Genomic DNA, 17,687 nt, shown 5'->3' with positions numbered 1-17,687 from the left:
TAGACGGATATTTTACCTTTCAATGGCGGAGAGCGAGTGTGGAGCGTTAGGTGTTGGACATATAACTGGAAACCCACAACGCTATTCGTCTGGCGCCAAACTTTTTTCTCCAAAAATTTGGAGATAACAAAATAAGATAATACTTTAGTGTATTATTTAACTAATACAGTAGATATGATCAACATTAACAATCTTAATTTTGGCTATAGTAAACATAAGCCATTATTTAAAAATATGAGCATGCGGTTAAGCAATGGCCATATTTATGGTTTGCTGGGTAAAAACGGTGCCGGTAAATCGACATTATTAAAAAATCTCGCCGGTTTGGTGTATGCACAAAGCGGTACATTGGAGGTAATGGGTTATGACCCTGCAAAAAGACAGCCCGCGCTTTTAGAGCAGATCTGTTTTATCCCGGAAGAATTTTATTTGCCATCTGTAAAAATTGATGCGTATATAAAAGCAAACGCCCCTTTCTATAAAAACTTCGACCACAATTATTTCACTAATCTGATCAAAGAATTTGATATTCCGGTTGAACAGAAACTCATTAATATGAGTTACGGGCAGAAGAAAAAAGTAATTATCGCTTTCGGTCTGGCCACCCAGGCGAAACTGGTGATTATGGATGAACCTACCAATGGTTTAGACATTCCATCAAAAGCACAGTTCAGGAAAATTATGGCTTCGGCCATGACGGATGAGCGCTGCATTATCATTTCTACCCACCAGGTTAGGGATCTGGATAACCTGATCGACACGGTGATTATGCTTGATGAGAACGATATTGCCCTTAAAGCAACAGTAGAAGAAATTACCGCAAAATTAACCTTTAAAAAAGTAAAGGAAATTGATGACAGCATTATTTATGCTGAGCCATCCCTTTCTGGTTATAACGCTGTAATGCCGAACTATCACCAGGAAGAAAGCAAATTAGATATGGAGCTACTTTTTAATGCCATACTCGCAGAAAAAATCAAATTTAAACCTCTATTCAGTTAAGCGATGAACAACACATTTAATATTAATCGATTTGGCTTATTGCTTAAAAGACAATGGCTTGATTTTGGAAAAATTTACCTGATCAGCCTTGTGGTTTTATTGGGAATTGCGGTGGGATTTTACAGCTACAGCATACCCTCGCCTCTTAAAGACAATAATTTTGACTACGACGGCAACCTTGATATGCGTTTCCGCTACCCTCTTTTCTTGATTTTAGGATTTGTTTTTATCAGTATCGTAGCCAGTAGCTATTTTAATATCCTTGGACAGAAATCAAGAGCTATTTTAGAATTGATGACGCCTGCTTCGACTTTCGAAAAATTCGTTGCAGGCGTAACCTACACTGCTATAATAAGTCTCTTCAGCTATTTATTGATTTTTTATCTAACAGATCTGGCTTTTGTAAAATATCTCAACAGTAATCTTAATGCATTTAATCATCCGGGTATCAGGCAAGCCGAATCCATCACCAAAGAAGTATTTAATGATGAGGGCTACAGAAAATATTGCAGTTACTTTTTTGCTTTTCCATTTCTTGTTACCAGTATATTCCTTTTAGGTTCGATTTATTTTAACCGTTTCCATTATATTAAAACAGCATTATCTCTAATGATTTTTATCGGACTGGCATCTTACCTGGTAGTTAAATTTTCGATGTGGATAATGGAAGGCAAGGTTCCCTACTATCACAATTATAGGAAAGATGATAAAGATTGGATTTTGCTGGCACTTTTACTGATAACAAGCATCATCACCATCATCATCTGGGCGATTACCTACATCCGCCTTAAAGAAAAAGAAGTTTAATTTTAAAAGGTATAGATATGGAATTTAGAGATAATAAGGCAATATATCTTCAGATTGCAGAATATGTATGTGAACATATTTTGCTCGGAAAATGGAAAGCCGAAGAAAAAGTACCCTCGGTTAGGGAATTAGCTGTTGAGCTTGAGGTAAATCCCAATACTGTAATGCGTACCTACGAACTCTTGCAGAATAAAAATATCATCAACAATAAAAGAGGGATCGGTTTTTTTATTACCGACGATGCGATAGAGCATGTAAAAAGTTATAGAAAAGTACTATTTATGGAAGATGAACTTCCGGTGGTATTCCGGAATATTTATTTATTGAATATCGGCTTTGATGAATTAGAGAGCAAATACAAAACATTTGTAAAAGAAAATTTTAACGCTTAAGAAGATGAAAACAAGTAATAAATTATTAATCAGCCTCGCAATACTACTAATCGCTATACCGATTATAGTTGTGGCCATAAACGCAAAGGTAAATTACAAGGAAAGAGGAATTGAAGACTCTTATCTTGGAACACAAGAAATCAATAATGAAACTTTTGAACAAAAATCGAAAGAAAGGATTAACGTTTCATTGCAATCGCCTTTCAATGCAGTTCAGATTAAAAATGCAAAGGGTTTTAGTGTACAACTTTTTGTAAAAGAAGATAACAAGTATGGACTTAAGATTCAAGAAAAGTTTAAAAACGATTTAAAATATGAAGTAGATGCAAACGGTGTACTTCAATTATCAATTAAAAATTTTAGTGAGGATAATGGCATTGAAAAAATTGTTGTTGTGATTTATTGTCCAAAGATCAGCAAGGTTTCAGTTGCGAATGCTAACATTTTAGAATTTAGTGCTCATTCAGATGCTGTAACATTAAACCTGGATAATGTTGAAGATCTATTTTTAAGCGGGGATATTACGAACAACGATGCAAATGGAAAAACCAGTGTAATTAACCCAACTAAAATCGGCAAACTATATCTTAACCTGAATAAGACTAAGTTTAGTGGCTATACCAATGCTTTTAAAGATCTGTACATTATTGCAAATAATTCAGAAATTGAAATCGGAAATATGGATGAAAATAACAAAAAACCATTCCCATTTGATAATCTGAATATTAAGACAACAGATACGTCTAGAGTACAACTGCAAAATGTTAATGTAAAATCATTTGTCGGCGATTTTTCAGACGCTACAACATTACAGATCCCAACACCTTTACTTAAGCAGCTATTTAAATAATAATTTTGATGAGAATGATAGGTTTACACAATAAATTATCTCTACCATTGACAACCTCCAATAGAATGGTCGTCATATCGACCGGAGCAACGCGAAGTGGAGAGATCTATCTAGACAGATTTTGCTTCGCAGAGCCTTCGGGTTCTCGACTGCGTTACACTCCGCTCGAAATGACGGTAACTTGAGAGAATTTTTACGCGTAGATCAATTGCCGTCATTCATATTGACTTTTGTAATAAATTATCACTAAGGCAGACATAATTGTATTGATGATATAGCCGTTCTTTTTACACTTTACTTTATACACAATACATCTTTTAAGCAGCCTATGTAAAAAGGGCATGATTTTTAAGCTAACTAATTGGCAAAAGTTTAACTTGAGCCAATTAGTTTTTTACATTATTAGCCATCAATGAAGAGATACTTCCTGTTATTAGCACTTAGCCTGTTTATTTTTAGCAAAGTACAGGCAAAAACAGATACCCTTTCTATTAACTTAGAGAACGTTAAATACCCCTACCCGGTTAAATATTTCCCGATTAATACTGAGGGAAAGGATATCAAAATGGCCTACATGGATGTTGCCCCAACTGCAAATGCAAACGGCAAAACAGCAATTCTTTTCCATGGAAAAAATTTTGGAGGTTATTACTGGGGCAACGTCATCAAAGCATTAACCAAGATTGGTTATCGGGTTATTGTTCCTGATCAGATCGGTTTTGGCAAATCATCGAAAGCATTTATCCATTACAGCTTTCACCAGATGGCCGCCTGGAACAAAAAACTCCTCGATACCTTAGGCATTCAAAAAACCGTGGTTTTAGGCCACAGTATGGGCGGTATGCTGGCCACCCGATTTGCTTTAATGTACCCCGGAACAACTGAAAAACTGCTGCTCGAAAATCCGATCGGTTTAGAAGACTATAAAACTTTTGTTCCTTACATCACTACTGCACAGCAATACCAAACAGAACTAAAAACTACCGCAGAAAGTGTAAGGAAATACTATCAGGGCTCTTATTTTACCTATTGGAAACCAGAATACGAATACTTTGTTGATATTGCAGGTGGTGTAACAAACAGTGCCGATTATCCGCGCTGGGCAAAAGTAGCTGCACTCACCTATACCATGATTTACGAACAACCAGTGGTTTACGAATTTCAGAATTTAAAGGTGCCTACCGTGTTATTTATCGGTAAAGAAGATAAAACTATTGTGGGAAAAGGCTTGCTTACATCCGATCAGCAGGCTTTACACGGCCAGTACAAATTTCTAGGCAAACAGACAGCAGCTAAAATTATAGGGGCCAAAATTATCGAATTTGATGCCTGTGGCCATATTCCCCATATCGAAATTCCAACGGAGTTTTTGGTGGCGTTAACGGGTAGTTTGTAGTTTTTTAAAAGGCCTTATAGGTTTAAAAAACCTATAAGGTCTAAATAATTTAGTTAACCTCTTTACCTACAATTTTGTTAATGCCCTGCATTTCGAAATCAATGTCTTGTCCCATCGACTTCATTTTCCCGTACAGCTCTATACGTAAGTGACTGTTCAGTACGATCCCGGTTTTAATATCAATTGATGTTTCTCCTGAGTTGGTCCCTTTTAAATCGGTTTCCATTTTATTGCCCATGGTCTCAAAACTTCCTTTTGATATCAATGAACCTTTTACGCTCAGGATAGCAATTCCATCTTTCACTTCTTTCAAAGTATATGCGGTAATGGTTTCGATAGGCATACTCATCTGCAGTTTTGTATCAACCGTCCAGCTGTCGCCAATTTTAACTGCTCTTTCCGGGTATATCTTAAACGATGATTCCATGGTCTGTTTCACCACCTCTTCGCTGAACTGTTTGCTTAAGGCATTTTTGATCTGTTTTACCTGGCTGGTATCGGTAGTCATCCTTGCCGCAATATTATCGAGCATTTTATCAATGCCCGCAACGGTTTTAATCCCTCCGTTTGGCGTTACCGTCATAAAAAAAGAAGCACCCTTTAAACCACTGAATGGATTTTTTTTGGTGATGTCCTGCTCATCCGAATTATAGGTCATTGTAGTACCCATCGCAACTGATTTCATAAAAATCCTGTTGTAGGTTACTTTCACATCTTTTTCTCCATTATGTCCTTCGGTAATATCGAAAGTATAATCCGTTCCTATATTTTGCGTTAAATGCACATCCTGACCGCCAATTTTCTGGTTAATGATCTGATCAGAATTGATTGTAAAATCATAACGATAACCTGTTGGATAATTTTGCCTTAACACATAAGTTTTCTGTGCAAAACTGCTGATCGAAATCAGACTACAGATAATGGTTGCCAATACTCTCATTCAATAATTCATTTTTAACCCGCGGGCTGTTGAGCAAAAATACGGCTTAACTGAAAATACAATTCGGGGTGTTTATCTTTTAACAGCTCAGGTTTTTCAAAGAAATATTCAGAAACCACGGCAAAAAATTCGGCCTGATTGGTGATGGCATAAGGGTTAATATCCGACTTATTATCCTCAATTTTTTCCATTTCTTCATGCATCATTTTAATCCATGGTAAAGTGTACTCATGTGCCATCAAATTTTCCGGAACGCCATCCGTTGCTCCATCCGATTTATCTAAAAGGTGAACAAATTCGTGTATGGCCGTATTTTCTTTACCTGCACTTTTAGAAAAACCATGACGCAGCGCTGAACGTGATAAAATCATCTGCCCGTTCATATACCCCGTACCAACCATGCCCATAATATTCCTTTCTCCACCATCAAACTGAAAATCTTTGTTAAAAGTATCTGGATACAATAAAACGCTGGTTAAGTTTTTGTATTGCCAATCGTCAAAACCAAAAATAGGAATAACCGCACTTGAGGCAATCAGCAGTTCATCCAGAGTAGTTATTTCCAAGCCTACCGCTTCAATTTTAACCGAACTAAAAAATGCAGCTACTTTCTGCTCAAACTTAAGCTTATCAGTCGAATCGAGATTATGGTAATAGCCTACATAATCATCGAGTATTTTTTTGTCTACATCCGTTAAAGGCTCAATAGCAACCTTCTTTTTTTTAAGGATGAGGTAAAGAGCAATCAAAAAAATAGGGATTAAATAAGCAAATGGCAGTGAGTTCATAATAAAGATTACACAGATTAAGTGGATTTAAAGGATTGCACAAATAAGGTTAGCTTTCGATGATTTCTAATTGAACCAGAACATCTTCTCTGGTAACCGGATATGGCTGATTATTGGTAATTGACTGGTAAACGGCTTCAAAAAGCGGCAGATAATTCCCTATTTCCGACTTAATGACCTGTTCAGTTTTCTTGCCATCAGCATCTATAGTGGTTAATAAACCATCCTTATTTGCAGGTTCAACGCCATAACCTGGATCAGTTAATTTCATACCCGCCAGTAATTGTTCTTCCTGGATATCGGTTCTTTGTTTAATAAAGCTACCGTTTACGCCATGTAAAACAAAGCCTGGCTGTGGGTTTACCACCAACATGCTCGAGGTTACAAAAACATTTACGCTATCAGGATAGCTCAATTGGATCGAAAAATAGTCATCAACCAAAGTACCAGCCCTGTTTTTACCCAAAATTTTATGAAAACTCAACGGTTTGCCAAATAAACCGATCACCTGATCTAAAAGGTGCGGACCTAAATCGTAAAGTAGTCCGCTTGCCTCTACCGGCTTTTCTTTAAATGCCTTTGGCCCGATAACATTGCGGTAACGATCGTAACGTAAATGAACTTCGACCAGCTTACCTAGCTTGCCACTTTCAAGCACTTTTTTTACCGAAGTAAAATCGCTGTCCCAGCGGCGGTTCTGGTAAAAGAAAATCTGTTTGCCAACGCTATCGGCCAGTTCGAAAAGTTCTTTGGCCTGCGCAGTGGTAGCGGTAAAAGGTTTTTCAACCAGAATATGTTTATGCGCATTTAATGCGGCTTTCGAATGTTCGTAATGAAGATTATTTGGAGTATTAATCACTACTAAATCAATTTCTTCATCATTCAGCAACTCTTCAACACTGTTGTAACTAATAATACTGGGGTAATCGTTAAATGCATTTTTATGGCTTCGCTCTACTACGGCCTTTAAATTGAAACCATCATGTGCATTTAGGAATGGCGCGTGAAAAACCTTTCCAGACATGCCGTAAGCTAATAAACCTGCATGAATTGTTTTATTGATATTCTTATCCATAGGTTATAAATGTAACCAAAAATACCATTACCATTCAAGCTTAAGTGTTAAAAAGCCTAAACGTTTTACTTAAGGCTTACACGTTTTTACACTATCTTTGCAGATATGAAGCCGTCGGAGATTAATGCCAAATGGAAAGTTTTACAGGAAAGGATTTCAACTGAATTTGATTCCGATTTTCCTGATTTAAAGGTGATGCTTTTTCTCATCGGTGTTCAGGAACTGGGCAAAGGTCCGAAGAAATACAGTAAACGTCAGAAAGAAGAACTGATGCACATTGCTACCTGCCGTTTATTGAGCGAAATGGGTTTTTATGAACTGGAGGGTTTGGATCAGGATGGTTGGCCGCACTGGAAATTAATTAAAGCCATTCCGCCTTATACCATGCTGGAGCAGGAAATGCTGATGAAATCGCTTGTGGTGAGTTATTTCGAAGATATTTATTCTGCAGACTAATCTTATTGTGCTACCAGATGTTACCATCTGACAGGTCTTCATATTCTTTCTTTTTTGAAAAGCAAGGCAATTACAACTATTCAGATTTAGCCGGGCTTTTCGCTGTATCTCCCAATCCGATGAAGAATCGGGATCGGGAGGATGCCGCTTCAATCCCGTTTAAGAAATTCGGCCACTGCAACTATTTGGGGTTGCAGGTGTGCTGGAAAAACTTACGAAGTGGCCCCGGCTTGGGCTAATCGAAACTTCGTAAGTTTGGCTTGGTCAGCACCAAACCCAGGTTAACTAAACCCGACAGTAGCGTGCACCGAACGTAGTGAGGTAAAGCGGATGGCAGGGCTCTCAGAACCGATAAACACAGGAACCTGCTTTTCCTAAAACTAAAGAATATACCAGCAGTGTCAGACGGAAACATCAGACACCACATCAAAAACTTACGAAGTAGTCCCGGCTTGTGCTAATCGAAACTTCGTAAGTTTGGCTTGGTCAGCACCAAACCCAGGTTAACTAAACCCGACAGTAGCGGGCACCGAACGTAGTGAGGTAAAGCGAATGGCGGGGCTTTCGGAACCGATAAACACAGGCACCTGCTTTTCCTAAAACTAAAGAATATACCAGCAGTGTCAGACGGAAACATCAGACTCCACATCAAAAACTTACGAAGTAGTCCGGGCTTGTGCTAATCGAAACTTCGTAAGTTTGGCTTGGTCAGCACCAAACCCAGGTTAACTAAACCCGACAGTAGCGGGCACCGAATGTAGTGAGGTAAAGCGAATGGCGGGGCTTTCAGAACCGATAAACACAGGAACCTGCTTTCATAAAACTAAAGAATACGGACCAGCAGTGTCAGATAGAAACATCAGACACCACAATTGAACGCATAGAAACAAAAAACCCCGGTGGATGTACACCAGGGTTGCATATATAATGACCTCATAGGTAGAGGGAAATTGCAATATTATCCTTGTTTTTGCGCTGAAGCTTTTAATGCATCGTTAGCAACGATTACAATTTCTACACGACGGTTAGCTGCACGGCCAGCATCAGTATCGTTATCTGCAATTGGTTCGGCAAAACCTTTACCAATGGTAACTAATCTTGAAGATGGAACACCTTGAGAAACGGCATAAGCTTTAACTGCTGCTGCTCTTCTTTCTGAAAGCCCCATGTTATATTGTTCAGTACCGCGGCTATCGGTATGGCCGATAATTTTGATATCTGTATCAGGATATTGGTTTAGTGAAGACGCTAAGCTCTGAATATTGGTTTTAGCTGCATCTTTTAAAGCAGTTTTATCGAAATCAAATAAGATACCACTGTCGAATTTGACAATAATACCTTCTCCTTCACGAATAACTTCTGCATTAGGAATAGCTTTTTGAATTTCAGCTGCCTGCCTGTCCATTCTACGTCCGATAAAAGCTCCTGCTGTACCACCTATAGCACCACCAATTAAAGCACCGACTGCTGTATTACCGGCTTTTTTACCGATTAATGCCCCAATTACACCACCTGCTGCTGCACCAATACCGGCACCTTTTTGTGTTTTAGTTAAACTATCACAACTTTGGAATGCCATTGATCCTATGGCTAATCCTATACTTAATGTCGCTATTCTTACTTTTGAAATACTCATGATATGCTAGATTTATAATTTCTACCCGACATATTCAAACACAATGCCAAAAACTGATATAACCGTATTTTCGGCCCATTTCCATAGTTTATGCTACAAACAGTATTCTTATTAACAAAAAAGAGTCCTGATAAATCAAGACCCTTTTTATATATTGTATCATTCTTAGTACAAAAACTAAGCAGAGAAGTAACTCTCCAGCTCTTTCAAAGTATTTTCATCTGTTTTAAAATCTTTGATTACTTGCCCTTTTTCTACCAGCACAATCCTGCTGCAAACATCGGTAACGTGGTTTAAATCGTGACTGGAAATAAAAGTAGTCATATTGCCTGCCTGCGCTTTTAACAAATTCTTTAAACGGATCTGGGTAGTGGGATCGAGGTTGGCAAAAGGTTCATCCAAAATTAAGATCTCTGGCTTTTGCATCAAAGCGGCAGCAATGCCCACTTTAACCTGGTTTCCCTTGCTAAAATCGCGGATGTATTTACCACTATTGAGGATTTCGCTATTAAAAAACTCGCCGTATTGGTTAAGGTATGCAGAAACATCGGCAACACTAAGGTTATGTAAACCGCCAATAAAAATAAAATACTCTTCAGGCGTTAAATAATCGATCAGGAAACCTTCATCTAAAAATGATGCGGTATAATCTTTCCAGGTATCGTTCTGCATTACATTCCGGCCTTTCGATAAAACCTCGCCCGTGGTTGGGCGGATCAGGTCTAAAAGCATCCTGAAGAAAGTAGTTTTACCTGCACCGTTATTTCCTACTAAACCTACGGTTTCTCCGGCAGCAATCTGTAGATCTTCGATGTTTACAACGGTTTTATCGCCATAAACTTTTTGTAATTTCTTAACTTCTAAAATCATAATTATTCTCTAAAGCCTTCGGCTATTTTATATCGTTGTTTTTCAAGTCGTTTCGCAATATAGTCTACCCAGAAGCCCCTTAACAGCAGCATGGCTAAACCGAATATGCCCACTACGGCCAATCCCCAGTAAGGTTTATTTAATATGCCAAATGGCACATACATTAAAATGGGTGTAAGTGCATAAGGGAACATTAAAAGCCATTGGGTAGCACCAGTTCCCTGGTAATTAAAGCTTGCGGCTTTGGTGATATCAAGGCGTTTATAGTTTAAGGTAGCAAGGTAAAGCACTACAACAGTTCCAAAACCAATGTTATAGAAATAAGCAGCTAAATGCAGGAGCAGTAATTTCGGACTTAAAAACCCATAAAAACTGGCCAATACGGTAATAATGGTACAACCAATGGTAAAAAGCAAAAACTTAGCCTTGATGTAATCTTTAAAATTGATTTTGTTTGCCAATATACCATCAAAATGGGCACTTTGCCAGGCAAACATAAACTGACCATAAATAATAATGGAAATACCCGTCATAAAAATGGCACCGAACATCATCTGACCAAAAGCATCGGTATTGATTGCTTTTTCCTTGTAAAAAATAAATCCATAAAAAAGGAAAAAGAAACCCAGAATCACCGCTGAGCGAGGGCGTTTATGACGCAAGATTAATTTCAACTCTAAAGCGGCCAGTTCGCCAACCTTGCCAAATCGGTTAAGGAAAGCATAGTCGGTACTGCCCTTTTTCTCTTGTTTGCTGCTCAACTCTTCTACATATAAGTTTTTACGGAGGAAAGTAGAGTTAAGGTAAAATATAGCTACAGCTGCCAGGGTAAATGCAAAGGCATAATAAGGATGCGCAGCAATGGCACGAAACACAAAATCGGAACCTGCCATGATAGAAATTACCTTATAATATTCCAATGCGGCAAATGCTGCAATTACAACCAGCCCGAAAAAGGTATAAAGGGTATTGGTGATCGATTTCCGCTTAATGTACAGCACCAGATAATTATTGAAAACCATCACCGAGAATATCGAAACGATATACATCAGCATAACCAGTGCTCCATATTCAGGCAAAATCTTAATAAAACAGAAAGGAAGAAAAATAAAAAATGGCCAAAGGTTAAATGCTGAAAAAAGGGCTTTAACATTTAAAAACCTGATGATTTTACTCCTCGAAATCCTTAAGTGCAGATAAGGGATAATACTTAAGGTTGGCAACTCCTGAAACTGCAAACGCATGATAAAATCGAATGCAAAATAATAAAGGATAATACCGTTAAAACTGGAAATTACTTCTTTGTTTGGGAAAATTTTTGGCAGGAAATGCGACATTCCAAAACCTACGCCAACGGCAATGGCAAAAAAGTAAAGCATAAAGAAACCCAAAACAATCTGGCCAGCAATACTACTGCCCCTGTTCCGCGAACGCCAGAAAGATTTTCTTTGATGGCTTAAAAAAGTACTCAGCATATTTAGTTTAGGTGTTTGATTTTTAGTCAATATACCTATTAGTATGCATTTCGAAGAAAATGTTACACTAATATTTGTATTTGTCTTTCCAGTTTTGCCTTAGCTTTTCGCGCAGTTTCTCCTCTGCTGCATTTTTGCCTGGATCGTAGAGTTTCGTACCGCTTAATTCTTCTGGAAAATATTCCTGTGGAGAGAAATTACCTTCATATCCATGAGAATATTGATAATCTTTACCATAACCTATATTCTTCATCAGTTTGGTGGGTGCATTGCGGATATGTAAGGGCACCGGCAGATTTCCGGTCTGTTTAACCAAAGCCTGCGCTTTGTTAATGGCCTCATAAGAGGCGTTGCTTTTTGGCGAACTGGCCAGATAGGTTACACATTGTGACAATATAATCCGTGCCTCCGGATAACCGATAACATTTACTGCCGTAAAACAGTTATTGGCCAGCAACAGTGCATTCGGATTGGCATTTCCGATGTCTTCTGAAGATAAAATTAATAACCTGCGGGCGATAAATAAGGGATCTTCTCCTCCTTCAATCATCCTGGCTAACCAATAAACCGCAGCATTAGGATCGCTCCCACGGATTGATTTAATAAATGCCGAAATGATATCATAATGTTGTTCTCCGGCTTTATCATAAAGCGCAAGGTTCTGTTGTGCATGTGCCAGTACATTTTCATTCGTCAGTATAATTTTACTGCCACCAATGCCATTGATGGCAATTTCGAGTACGTTTAACAGTTTCCGCGCATCGCCACCAGATAAACGGATTAAGGCCTCATGCTCTTTTATCGTAATTTTTTTCTCAATTAGAACAGCATCTTTTTTAATGGCTATTTGCAACAAACCGACTAATTCTTCTTCTGTGAGTGATTTTAAAATATAAACCTGACAACGGGAAAGCAACGCGGAAATGACCTCGAACGATGGATTTTCGGTTGTGGCACCTATTAAAGTAACCAAACCACGTTCAACAGCACCTAACAAACTATCCTGTTGCGATTTACTAAAACGGTGGATCTCATCAATAAACAAAATAGGCAAACCCAGAAAGCTGTCTTTTAGCTGTGCAGCACGGTCAATTACCTCCCGGATATCTTTCACACCGCTGTTAATGGCACTCAGGTTAAAAAACGGGCGGTCTAATGCCTGCGAAATAATATAAGCCAAAGTGGTTTTTCCTACTCCCGGAGGACCCCAGAAAATCATAGATGGCAGCTGACTGCTTTCAATCGCTTTGCGCAATACCGCTCCCTCTCCTACCAAATGCTGCTGACCAACATATTCATCAAGGTTTTGAGGGCGCATACGTTCGGCTAAAGGAGGCAGGTTTTGCATAATGGTAAATATATAAAAATTGATTATTTTGTTGTCCGATAATCTGCTAACCAAATGTCAGGATTACAAAATCCTTTAGTTAAAACAAAAGGACGAATGCTTTAGTTCTAATTTATTATTATGGACATTAAAAATTTAGATCACTTTGTATTAACGGTTGCGAACTTAGAAAGTACCTGCAGGTTTTACAGTCTTGCCCTGGGAATGGAAGTTATTGAGTTTGGCGAAAACCGAAAGGCACTGAAGTTTGGCAATCAAAAAATCAATCTTCACCAATATGGGGCAGAATTTGAACCAAAAGCATTTAAACCGATGCCTGGTACAGCCGATTTATGTTTTATCACAGATCTTCCACTTCGTGAGGTGATGCAGGAACTGAAAGAAAAATGTATAGAGATTGAAGAGGGCCCTGTAGAACGGACGGGAGCAAATGGTAAGATTATTTCGGTTTATCTCCGCGATCCGGATATGAATTTAATTGAGGTGAGTAATTATTTGTAGACTATTTGAAAGCGTTTTTTGGCACGGAAGAACTGGTTGAAACGGAGAAGTTATTTACTCATCATATACTATAGAAAAAGTCGTCATCTCGACTGAAGCGCAGCGAAACGGAGAGATATATCCAGTTAGATTTTGCTTCGCAGAGCCTTCAGGTTCTCGGCTACGTTGCAACCCCGCTCGACGACAGATAGCACAAGAAATCTAATCCTCTATCTTCGAGTGGTGCTTCGTATCTTTCATGGTCGTATACAAAATCAGCGAAATCAAAATACATGCGGTTACATACCAGTAGAAATAACTTTCGTGACCGATATTTTTAAACCAAAGCGCAAAATATTCTGCCGTTCCGCCGAAAATGGCAACGGTTAAAGCATAAGGTAACCCTACCCCCAAAGCCCTGATTTCGGCAGGGAATAGCTCGGCTTTAACCACAGCATTAATACTCGTATAGCCACTTACAATAATCAAAGCAGCTATCATCAATAAAAAAATAATTGTGGTATTGGTTTCGCCTGCCAAGCCTGTTAAAATTGGATAGGTACATAAAGTGCCCAGTACCCCAAAACCGATTAACAAAGGCTTTCTACCAATTTTATCAGATAACAGACCAAATAAAGGCTGCATAATGGCAAAAACCAACAGCGAGATAAATGATAATGTTGTAGAGGTTTCTTTACTCAGGTGAACCGTATTGACCAGGAATTTTTGCATATAGGTACTAAACGTGTAAAAGGCAATGGTTCCGCCCAATGTTAAACCCACAACCGTAAAAACCTCTTTAGGATATTTCAATAGTACGGCAATGCCTCCTTTTTTGTCTTTCACATTTTTACTTTTAAAGGCCGCGGTTTCATCAATATGTCTACGCAGATACAAAGCAATAAAAGAGAGGACAGCACCAATAAAAAAGGGAATACGCCAGCCCCAATTGTGTAACTGGGCAGGAGTAAGCAACCAGTTCTGCAAAATCAACTGGATCCCTAAAGCTAATAATTGTCCACCGATTAGGGTTACATATTGAAAACTCGAATAAAAGCCACGGTGTTTTTTGGTGGCCATTTCGCTGAGGTAAGTAGCAGAGGTTCCATATTCACCACCGGTACTTAAGCCCTGGATCAACCTTGCAAAAATGAGCAATAACGGCGCCGCTATACCGATTCGTTTGTAACCTGGGGTTAAACCGATAATCAACGAACCTATCGCCATAATCAATACAGAGAGCGTCATTGCACGTTTTCTCCCTAATTTATCGGCGATACTCCCAAATAACCAGCCACCAATGGGGCGCATTAAAAACCCTACGGCAAAAATGCCAGCGGTATCCAATAACTGTGCTGTTGGATTGCTATTCGGAAAAAAAGCTGGAGAAAAGTATAACGCAAAGGCAGAATAGGTATACCAGTCGTACCACTCAACAAGATTGCCAACCGAACCACCAAAAATAGATTTCAACCGGTATTCTACATCCTTAACTTCGCCTTTTTGTACTGTTTTTTCCATAGTGTAGAATTATTGAATGAGTGATTGAATGCCGAATATGAAACTTAAATTAATACCAGTTGTTTATCAAAAATATAATAATTTTATAAAGAAAGCGCGCAGTTATATTCACCCTTACCCATTCACCCTTCCATCATTCAATCATTACAACAATGAAAGATAACTTTTCTACCCAATCTGCCGATTACGCCATATACCGGCCAACATATCCACAGGAACTATATGATTATCTGTTCGCCCTGGTAAAAAATAAGGAAACGGCATGGGATTGTGCCACGGGGAATGGCCAGGTTGCCCGTGTGTTGGCACAGCACTTCGGTGCGGTTTATGCAACAGACATTAGCGAGAATCAATTAAAAAATGCTTTACAGTTACCAAATATCACATACAAAGTGGAATCAGCAGAACAAACATCGGTTGGTAATGATAGTTTAGATCTGATTACGGTAGCGCAGGCTATCCATTGGTTTAATTTTGAAGCATTTTACGCCGAAGTAAAGAGAACACTAAAACCAGATGGACTTTTTGCTGTAATTGGTTATGGGATTATGTCGATCGATAAAAAAATAGACAAAGTTATCCATAAACTTTATGAAGATATATTAGGCAAATACTGGGACAGTGAACGCCGCTATATTGAAGAAGGCTATAAGACCATTCCTTTTCCTTTTGAAGAAATAATTGCACCACATTTTCAGATCAAAATCACCTGGAATTTTAACCAGTTAATTGGCTATTTAAATACCTGGTCTTCCTTGCAGCATTACAAAAAAGCTAACGATCGCAATCCCTTAGAGTACCTGTTTACCGAACTAAAAGAAGCCTGGGGTGATGATGCAGAGAAGGATGTTCATTTCCCGGTTTTATTGCGGATTGGGAGACTAACTTAACCGCAAAGGAAAAGAAGGCAAGCGCAAAGTGCACAAAGCGGGGTACATGACCGATTCTCTGCGTTTCTTTGCGAAAACCTTTGTGAGCTTTGCGGTAAAAAACTAGCGTTATTTCAACAACTCCAGTATACCTAAAACAGTTAGCTTTTTCTGCTCACCGCTTTGCATATCTTTTAATGTAAGTTCTCCGCTGGCAATTTCATCGCCACCGATTAATATTACATAAGGGATATTCTTGGCATCTGCATAGGCCATTTGTTTTTTCAGTTTTGCCGAACTTGGGTATAATTCAGCTGAAATACCCGCATTTCTAAACTGCTGAACAATTGGTAAAGCATATTTTTCAGCCTCCGCATCAAAATTACTGATCAACACTTTTGTTCCAACCTCAGCTGAAGCAGGGAAAAGGTTAAGTTCTTCCAATACATCATAAATACGGTCGGCACCAAAAGAAACACCTACACCTGTTAAATCTTTTAAACCGAACATACCTGTTAAATCATCATAACGACCACCACCACCGATACTGCCCATCGCCACTTCATTGGTTTTAACCTCGAAAATGCAGCCAGTATAGTAATTTAAGCCACGGGCCAAAGTAATATCGAGTTCTAATTTGGCAACCAACGGTAAGCCATAGGAAATCAAACTTTCTACATATTCAAAAACCTGTTCAATTTCAGCAACACCTTTTAAACCGGTTTCGGATTCAGCTAAAACTTCTTTCAGGCTGGCCAGTTTTTCTTCGTTGGTACCTTCCAATAAAATTACCGGACGCAGTTTTTCCAAATCAGTTTCGGTAAAACCTCGTTCCAACAATTCTTTACTTACGCCATCTAAACCAATTTTATCCAGTTTATCAATGGCCACAGTCATGTCGATAATCAAATCAGGTTTACCAATAATCTCGGCAATACCCGATAAAATTTTCCGGTTATTAATTTTTATGCTGAAATCTTTTAATCCCAATTTGCTTAAGGCTTCATTGTAGATCAAAATAAATTCAGCTTCGTTCAGCAAACTCTTAGAGCCGACTACATCGACATCGCACTGGTAAAATTCGCGGTACCTGCCTTTTTGCGGACGATCGGCACGCCAAACGGGTTGAACCTGGAAACGTTTAAAAGGCAAGGTAATTTCGTGCTGGTGCATTACTACATAACGTGCAAATGGCACTGTTAAATCGTAACGTAAAGCTTTTTCAGAAATTAAAGGGATTAGTTTATTACTATTATCCTCCTCAGCAAAATCGAACGATTTCTTTTTTGAATCTTTAAGAAACTCGCCGCTATTTAAAATTTTAAAAATCAGTTTGTCGCCTTCATCACCATATTTTCCGGTAAGGGTAGAAAGATTTTCAAAACTTGGCGTCTGGATTTCAGCATAACCATATTTCCTGAAAACCGTTTTAATGGTATCGTAAATAAAGTTGCGTTTTACCATTTCAACAGGAGTAAAATCGCGGGTACCTTTTGCTAATGAGGGTTTAATAACTGACATAGCGGCAAAAGTACAAAAATGTAAGGTTTAAAAACAAAGATTCGTCATTGTGAGGAGGAACGATGAAGCAATCTTACAACGACAGTTACATGCGTGTGCATTAAGATTGTTTCGTGCGCTATAATAAAGTTTATGTAAACAACTGATATTTAGTGTTATTTTTTGACCATATAAGACATTTAAGGACCATATAAGCTTACATGTTCTTATATGGCGTGAAAGCCTAAAGAATTATTTAATGAAATTAGATGTTCTTAGGTG

The 17,687-nt window shown here is 38.5% G+C and carries 17 protein-coding genes; 8 read left to right on the top strand and 9 right to left on the bottom strand.

Annotation, left to right across the window (positions count from 1 at the left end):
- The first annotated feature begins 174 nt into the window (after positions 1-174).
- The 5 genes from FFJ24_RS23100 to FFJ24_RS23080 all read left to right on the top strand — a co-directional run bounded on the left by FFJ24_RS23100 (position 175) and on the right by FFJ24_RS23080 (position 4,447).
- Positions 175-1,002, top strand: a complete 828-nt coding sequence (locus tag FFJ24_RS23100; protein WP_138819473.1) for an ATP-binding cassette domain-containing protein — start codon at positions 175-177, stop codon at positions 1,000-1,002.
- Between the two features lie 3 nt (positions 1,003-1,005).
- On the top strand, positions 1,006-1,809 hold the full coding sequence (locus FFJ24_RS23095) for a hypothetical protein (RefSeq protein WP_138819472.1): 804 nt from the start codon (positions 1,006-1,008) through the stop codon (positions 1,807-1,809).
- Positions 1,810-1,826: 17 nt separating this feature from the next.
- Positions 1,827-2,201, top strand: a complete 375-nt coding sequence (locus tag FFJ24_RS23090; protein ID WP_138819471.1) for a GntR family transcriptional regulator — start codon at positions 1,827-1,829, stop codon at positions 2,199-2,201.
- A 4-nt stretch (positions 2,202-2,205) separates the two neighbouring features.
- The gene (locus FFJ24_RS23085) at positions 2,206-3,051 is read left to right on the top strand and encodes a hypothetical protein (RefSeq protein ID WP_138819470.1); all 846 of its coding nucleotides are present in this window, start codon (positions 2,206-2,208) and stop codon (positions 3,049-3,051) included.
- Between the two features lie 412 nt (positions 3,052-3,463).
- The gene (locus FFJ24_RS23080; RefSeq protein WP_138819469.1) at positions 3,464-4,447 is read left to right on the top strand and encodes an alpha/beta fold hydrolase; all 984 of its coding nucleotides are present in this window, start codon (positions 3,464-3,466) and stop codon (positions 4,445-4,447) included.
- Positions 4,448-4,496: 49 nt separating this feature from the next.
- Here the strand turns inward: FFJ24_RS23080 and FFJ24_RS23075 are convergent, their stop codons facing one another.
- The 3 genes from FFJ24_RS23075 to FFJ24_RS23065 are packed head-to-tail and all read right to left on the bottom strand — an operon-like array spanning position 4,497 to position 7,250.
- Positions 4,497-5,387, bottom strand: a complete 891-nt coding sequence (locus FFJ24_RS23075; protein WP_138819468.1) for a DUF6263 family protein — start codon at positions 5,385-5,387, stop codon at positions 4,497-4,499.
- Between the two features lie 14 nt (positions 5,388-5,401).
- On the bottom strand, positions 5,402-6,175 hold the full coding sequence (locus FFJ24_RS23070) for a zinc-dependent peptidase (protein ID WP_138819467.1): 774 nt from the start codon (positions 6,173-6,175) through the stop codon (positions 5,402-5,404).
- Between the two features lie 49 nt (positions 6,176-6,224).
- Positions 6,225-7,250 (bottom strand): Gfo/Idh/MocA family oxidoreductase, encoded by a 1,026-nt coding sequence (locus FFJ24_RS23065; protein WP_138819466.1) that lies wholly within the window; start codon positions 7,248-7,250, stop codon positions 6,225-6,227.
- 105 nt (positions 7,251-7,355) lie between these two features.
- On the opposite strand from FFJ24_RS23065, the gene FFJ24_RS23060 reads away from it, so the two are divergent.
- Entirely contained in the window at positions 7,356-7,706 is a 351-nt protein-coding gene (locus FFJ24_RS23060; protein ID WP_025143454.1) for a hypothetical protein, read from the top strand.
- Between the two features lie 958 nt (positions 7,707-8,664).
- On the opposite strand, the gene FFJ24_RS23055 is transcribed toward FFJ24_RS23060, so the two are convergent.
- From FFJ24_RS23055 to FFJ24_RS23040, 4 genes are all read right to left on the bottom strand, one after another.
- Entirely contained in the window at positions 8,665-9,342 is a 678-nt protein-coding gene (locus FFJ24_RS23055; RefSeq protein WP_138819465.1) for an OmpA family protein, read from the bottom strand.
- Between the two features lie 177 nt (positions 9,343-9,519).
- Entirely contained in the window at positions 9,520-10,212 is a 693-nt protein-coding gene (locus FFJ24_RS23050; protein WP_138819464.1) for an ABC transporter ATP-binding protein, read from the bottom strand.
- Between the two features lie 2 nt (positions 10,213-10,214).
- Entirely contained in the window at positions 10,215-11,687 is a 1,473-nt protein-coding gene (locus FFJ24_RS23045; protein WP_138819463.1) for a DUF5687 family protein, read from the bottom strand.
- Positions 11,688-11,754: 67 nt separating this feature from the next.
- Positions 11,755-13,035 carry a replication-associated recombination protein A gene (locus FFJ24_RS23040; RefSeq protein WP_138819462.1) on the bottom strand — a complete coding sequence of 427 codons (1,281 nt, stop codon included), beginning with the start codon at positions 13,033-13,035 and terminating at the stop codon, positions 11,755-11,757.
- A gap of 120 nt (positions 13,036-13,155) precedes the next feature.
- Here FFJ24_RS23040 and FFJ24_RS23035 point away from each other — a divergent pair, with 120 nt between their 5' ends.
- Positions 13,156-13,536, top strand: a complete 381-nt coding sequence (locus tag FFJ24_RS23035; RefSeq protein ID WP_138819461.1) for a VOC family protein — start codon at positions 13,156-13,158, stop codon at positions 13,534-13,536.
- Positions 13,537-13,737: 201 nt separating this feature from the next.
- On the opposite strand, the gene FFJ24_RS23030 is transcribed toward FFJ24_RS23035, so the two are convergent.
- Positions 13,738-15,036, bottom strand: coding sequence for an MFS transporter (locus tag FFJ24_RS23030; RefSeq protein ID WP_138819460.1), 1,299 nt, complete (start codon positions 15,034-15,036; stop codon positions 13,738-13,740).
- A 152-nt stretch (positions 15,037-15,188) separates the two neighbouring features.
- Here FFJ24_RS23030 and FFJ24_RS23025 point away from each other — a divergent pair, with 152 nt between their 5' ends.
- Positions 15,189-15,926 (top strand): class I SAM-dependent methyltransferase, encoded by a 738-nt coding sequence (locus FFJ24_RS23025; protein WP_138819459.1) that lies wholly within the window; start codon positions 15,189-15,191, stop codon positions 15,924-15,926.
- A gap of 108 nt (positions 15,927-16,034) precedes the next feature.
- Here the strand turns inward: FFJ24_RS23025 and hisS are convergent, their stop codons facing one another.
- A complete protein-coding gene (gene hisS, locus FFJ24_RS23020; RefSeq protein WP_138819458.1) occupies positions 16,035-17,426 on the bottom strand; it encodes a histidine--tRNA ligase in 1,392 nt (463 codons plus the stop codon).
- Positions 17,427-17,687 lie beyond the last annotated feature (261 nt).

This window comes from Pedobacter sp. KBS0701, assembly GCF_005938645.2.
Classification (GTDB): domain Bacteria; phylum Bacteroidota; class Bacteroidia; order Sphingobacteriales; family Sphingobacteriaceae; genus Pedobacter.
Note: the sequence above shows the minus strand (reverse complement) of the source record. Positions and strands in the feature narration are given on the sequence as shown.

Excerpts from the sequence above, each read along its gene's own strand:
- FFJ24_RS23100 (WP_138819473.1), top strand. The coding sequence starts at position 175 with ATGATCAACATTAACAATCTTAATTTTGGCTATAGTAAACATAAGCCA.
- FFJ24_RS23095 (WP_138819472.1), top strand. The coding sequence starts at position 1,006 with ATGAACAACACATTTAATATTAATCGATTTGGCTTATTGCTTAAAAGA.
- FFJ24_RS23090 (WP_138819471.1), top strand. The coding sequence starts at position 1,827 with ATGGAATTTAGAGATAATAAGGCAATATATCTTCAGATTGCAGAATAT.
- FFJ24_RS23085 (WP_138819470.1), top strand. The coding sequence starts at position 2,206 with ATGAAAACAAGTAATAAATTATTAATCAGCCTCGCAATACTACTAATC.
- FFJ24_RS23080 (WP_138819469.1), top strand. The coding sequence starts at position 3,464 with ATGAAGAGATACTTCCTGTTATTAGCACTTAGCCTGTTTATTTTTAGC.
- FFJ24_RS23075 (WP_138819468.1), bottom strand. The coding sequence starts at position 5,387 with ATGAGAGTATTGGCAACCATTATCTGTAGTCTGATTTCGATCAGCAGT.
- FFJ24_RS23070 (WP_138819467.1), bottom strand. The coding sequence starts at position 6,175 with ATGAACTCACTGCCATTTGCTTATTTAATCCCTATTTTTTTGATTGCT.
- FFJ24_RS23065 (WP_138819466.1), bottom strand. The coding sequence starts at position 7,250 with ATGGATAAGAATATCAATAAAACAATTCATGCAGGTTTATTAGCTTAC.
- FFJ24_RS23060 (WP_025143454.1), top strand. The coding sequence starts at position 7,356 with ATGAAGCCGTCGGAGATTAATGCCAAATGGAAAGTTTTACAGGAAAGG.
- FFJ24_RS23055 (WP_138819465.1), bottom strand. The coding sequence starts at position 9,342 with ATGAGTATTTCAAAAGTAAGAATAGCGACATTAAGTATAGGATTAGCC.
- FFJ24_RS23050 (WP_138819464.1), bottom strand. The coding sequence starts at position 10,212 with ATGATTTTAGAAGTTAAGAAATTACAAAAAGTTTATGGCGATAAAACC.
- FFJ24_RS23045 (WP_138819463.1), bottom strand. The coding sequence starts at position 11,687 with ATGCTGAGTACTTTTTTAAGCCATCAAAGAAAATCTTTCTGGCGTTCG.
- FFJ24_RS23040 (WP_138819462.1), bottom strand. The coding sequence starts at position 13,035 with ATGCAAAACCTGCCTCCTTTAGCCGAACGTATGCGCCCTCAAAACCTT.
- FFJ24_RS23035 (WP_138819461.1), top strand. The coding sequence starts at position 13,156 with ATGGACATTAAAAATTTAGATCACTTTGTATTAACGGTTGCGAACTTA.
- FFJ24_RS23030 (WP_138819460.1), bottom strand. The coding sequence starts at position 15,036 with ATGGAAAAAACAGTACAAAAAGGCGAAGTTAAGGATGTAGAATACCGG.
- FFJ24_RS23025 (WP_138819459.1), top strand. The coding sequence starts at position 15,189 with ATGAAAGATAACTTTTCTACCCAATCTGCCGATTACGCCATATACCGG.
- hisS (WP_138819458.1), bottom strand. The coding sequence starts at position 17,426 with ATGTCAGTTATTAAACCCTCATTAGCAAAAGGTACCCGCGATTTTACT.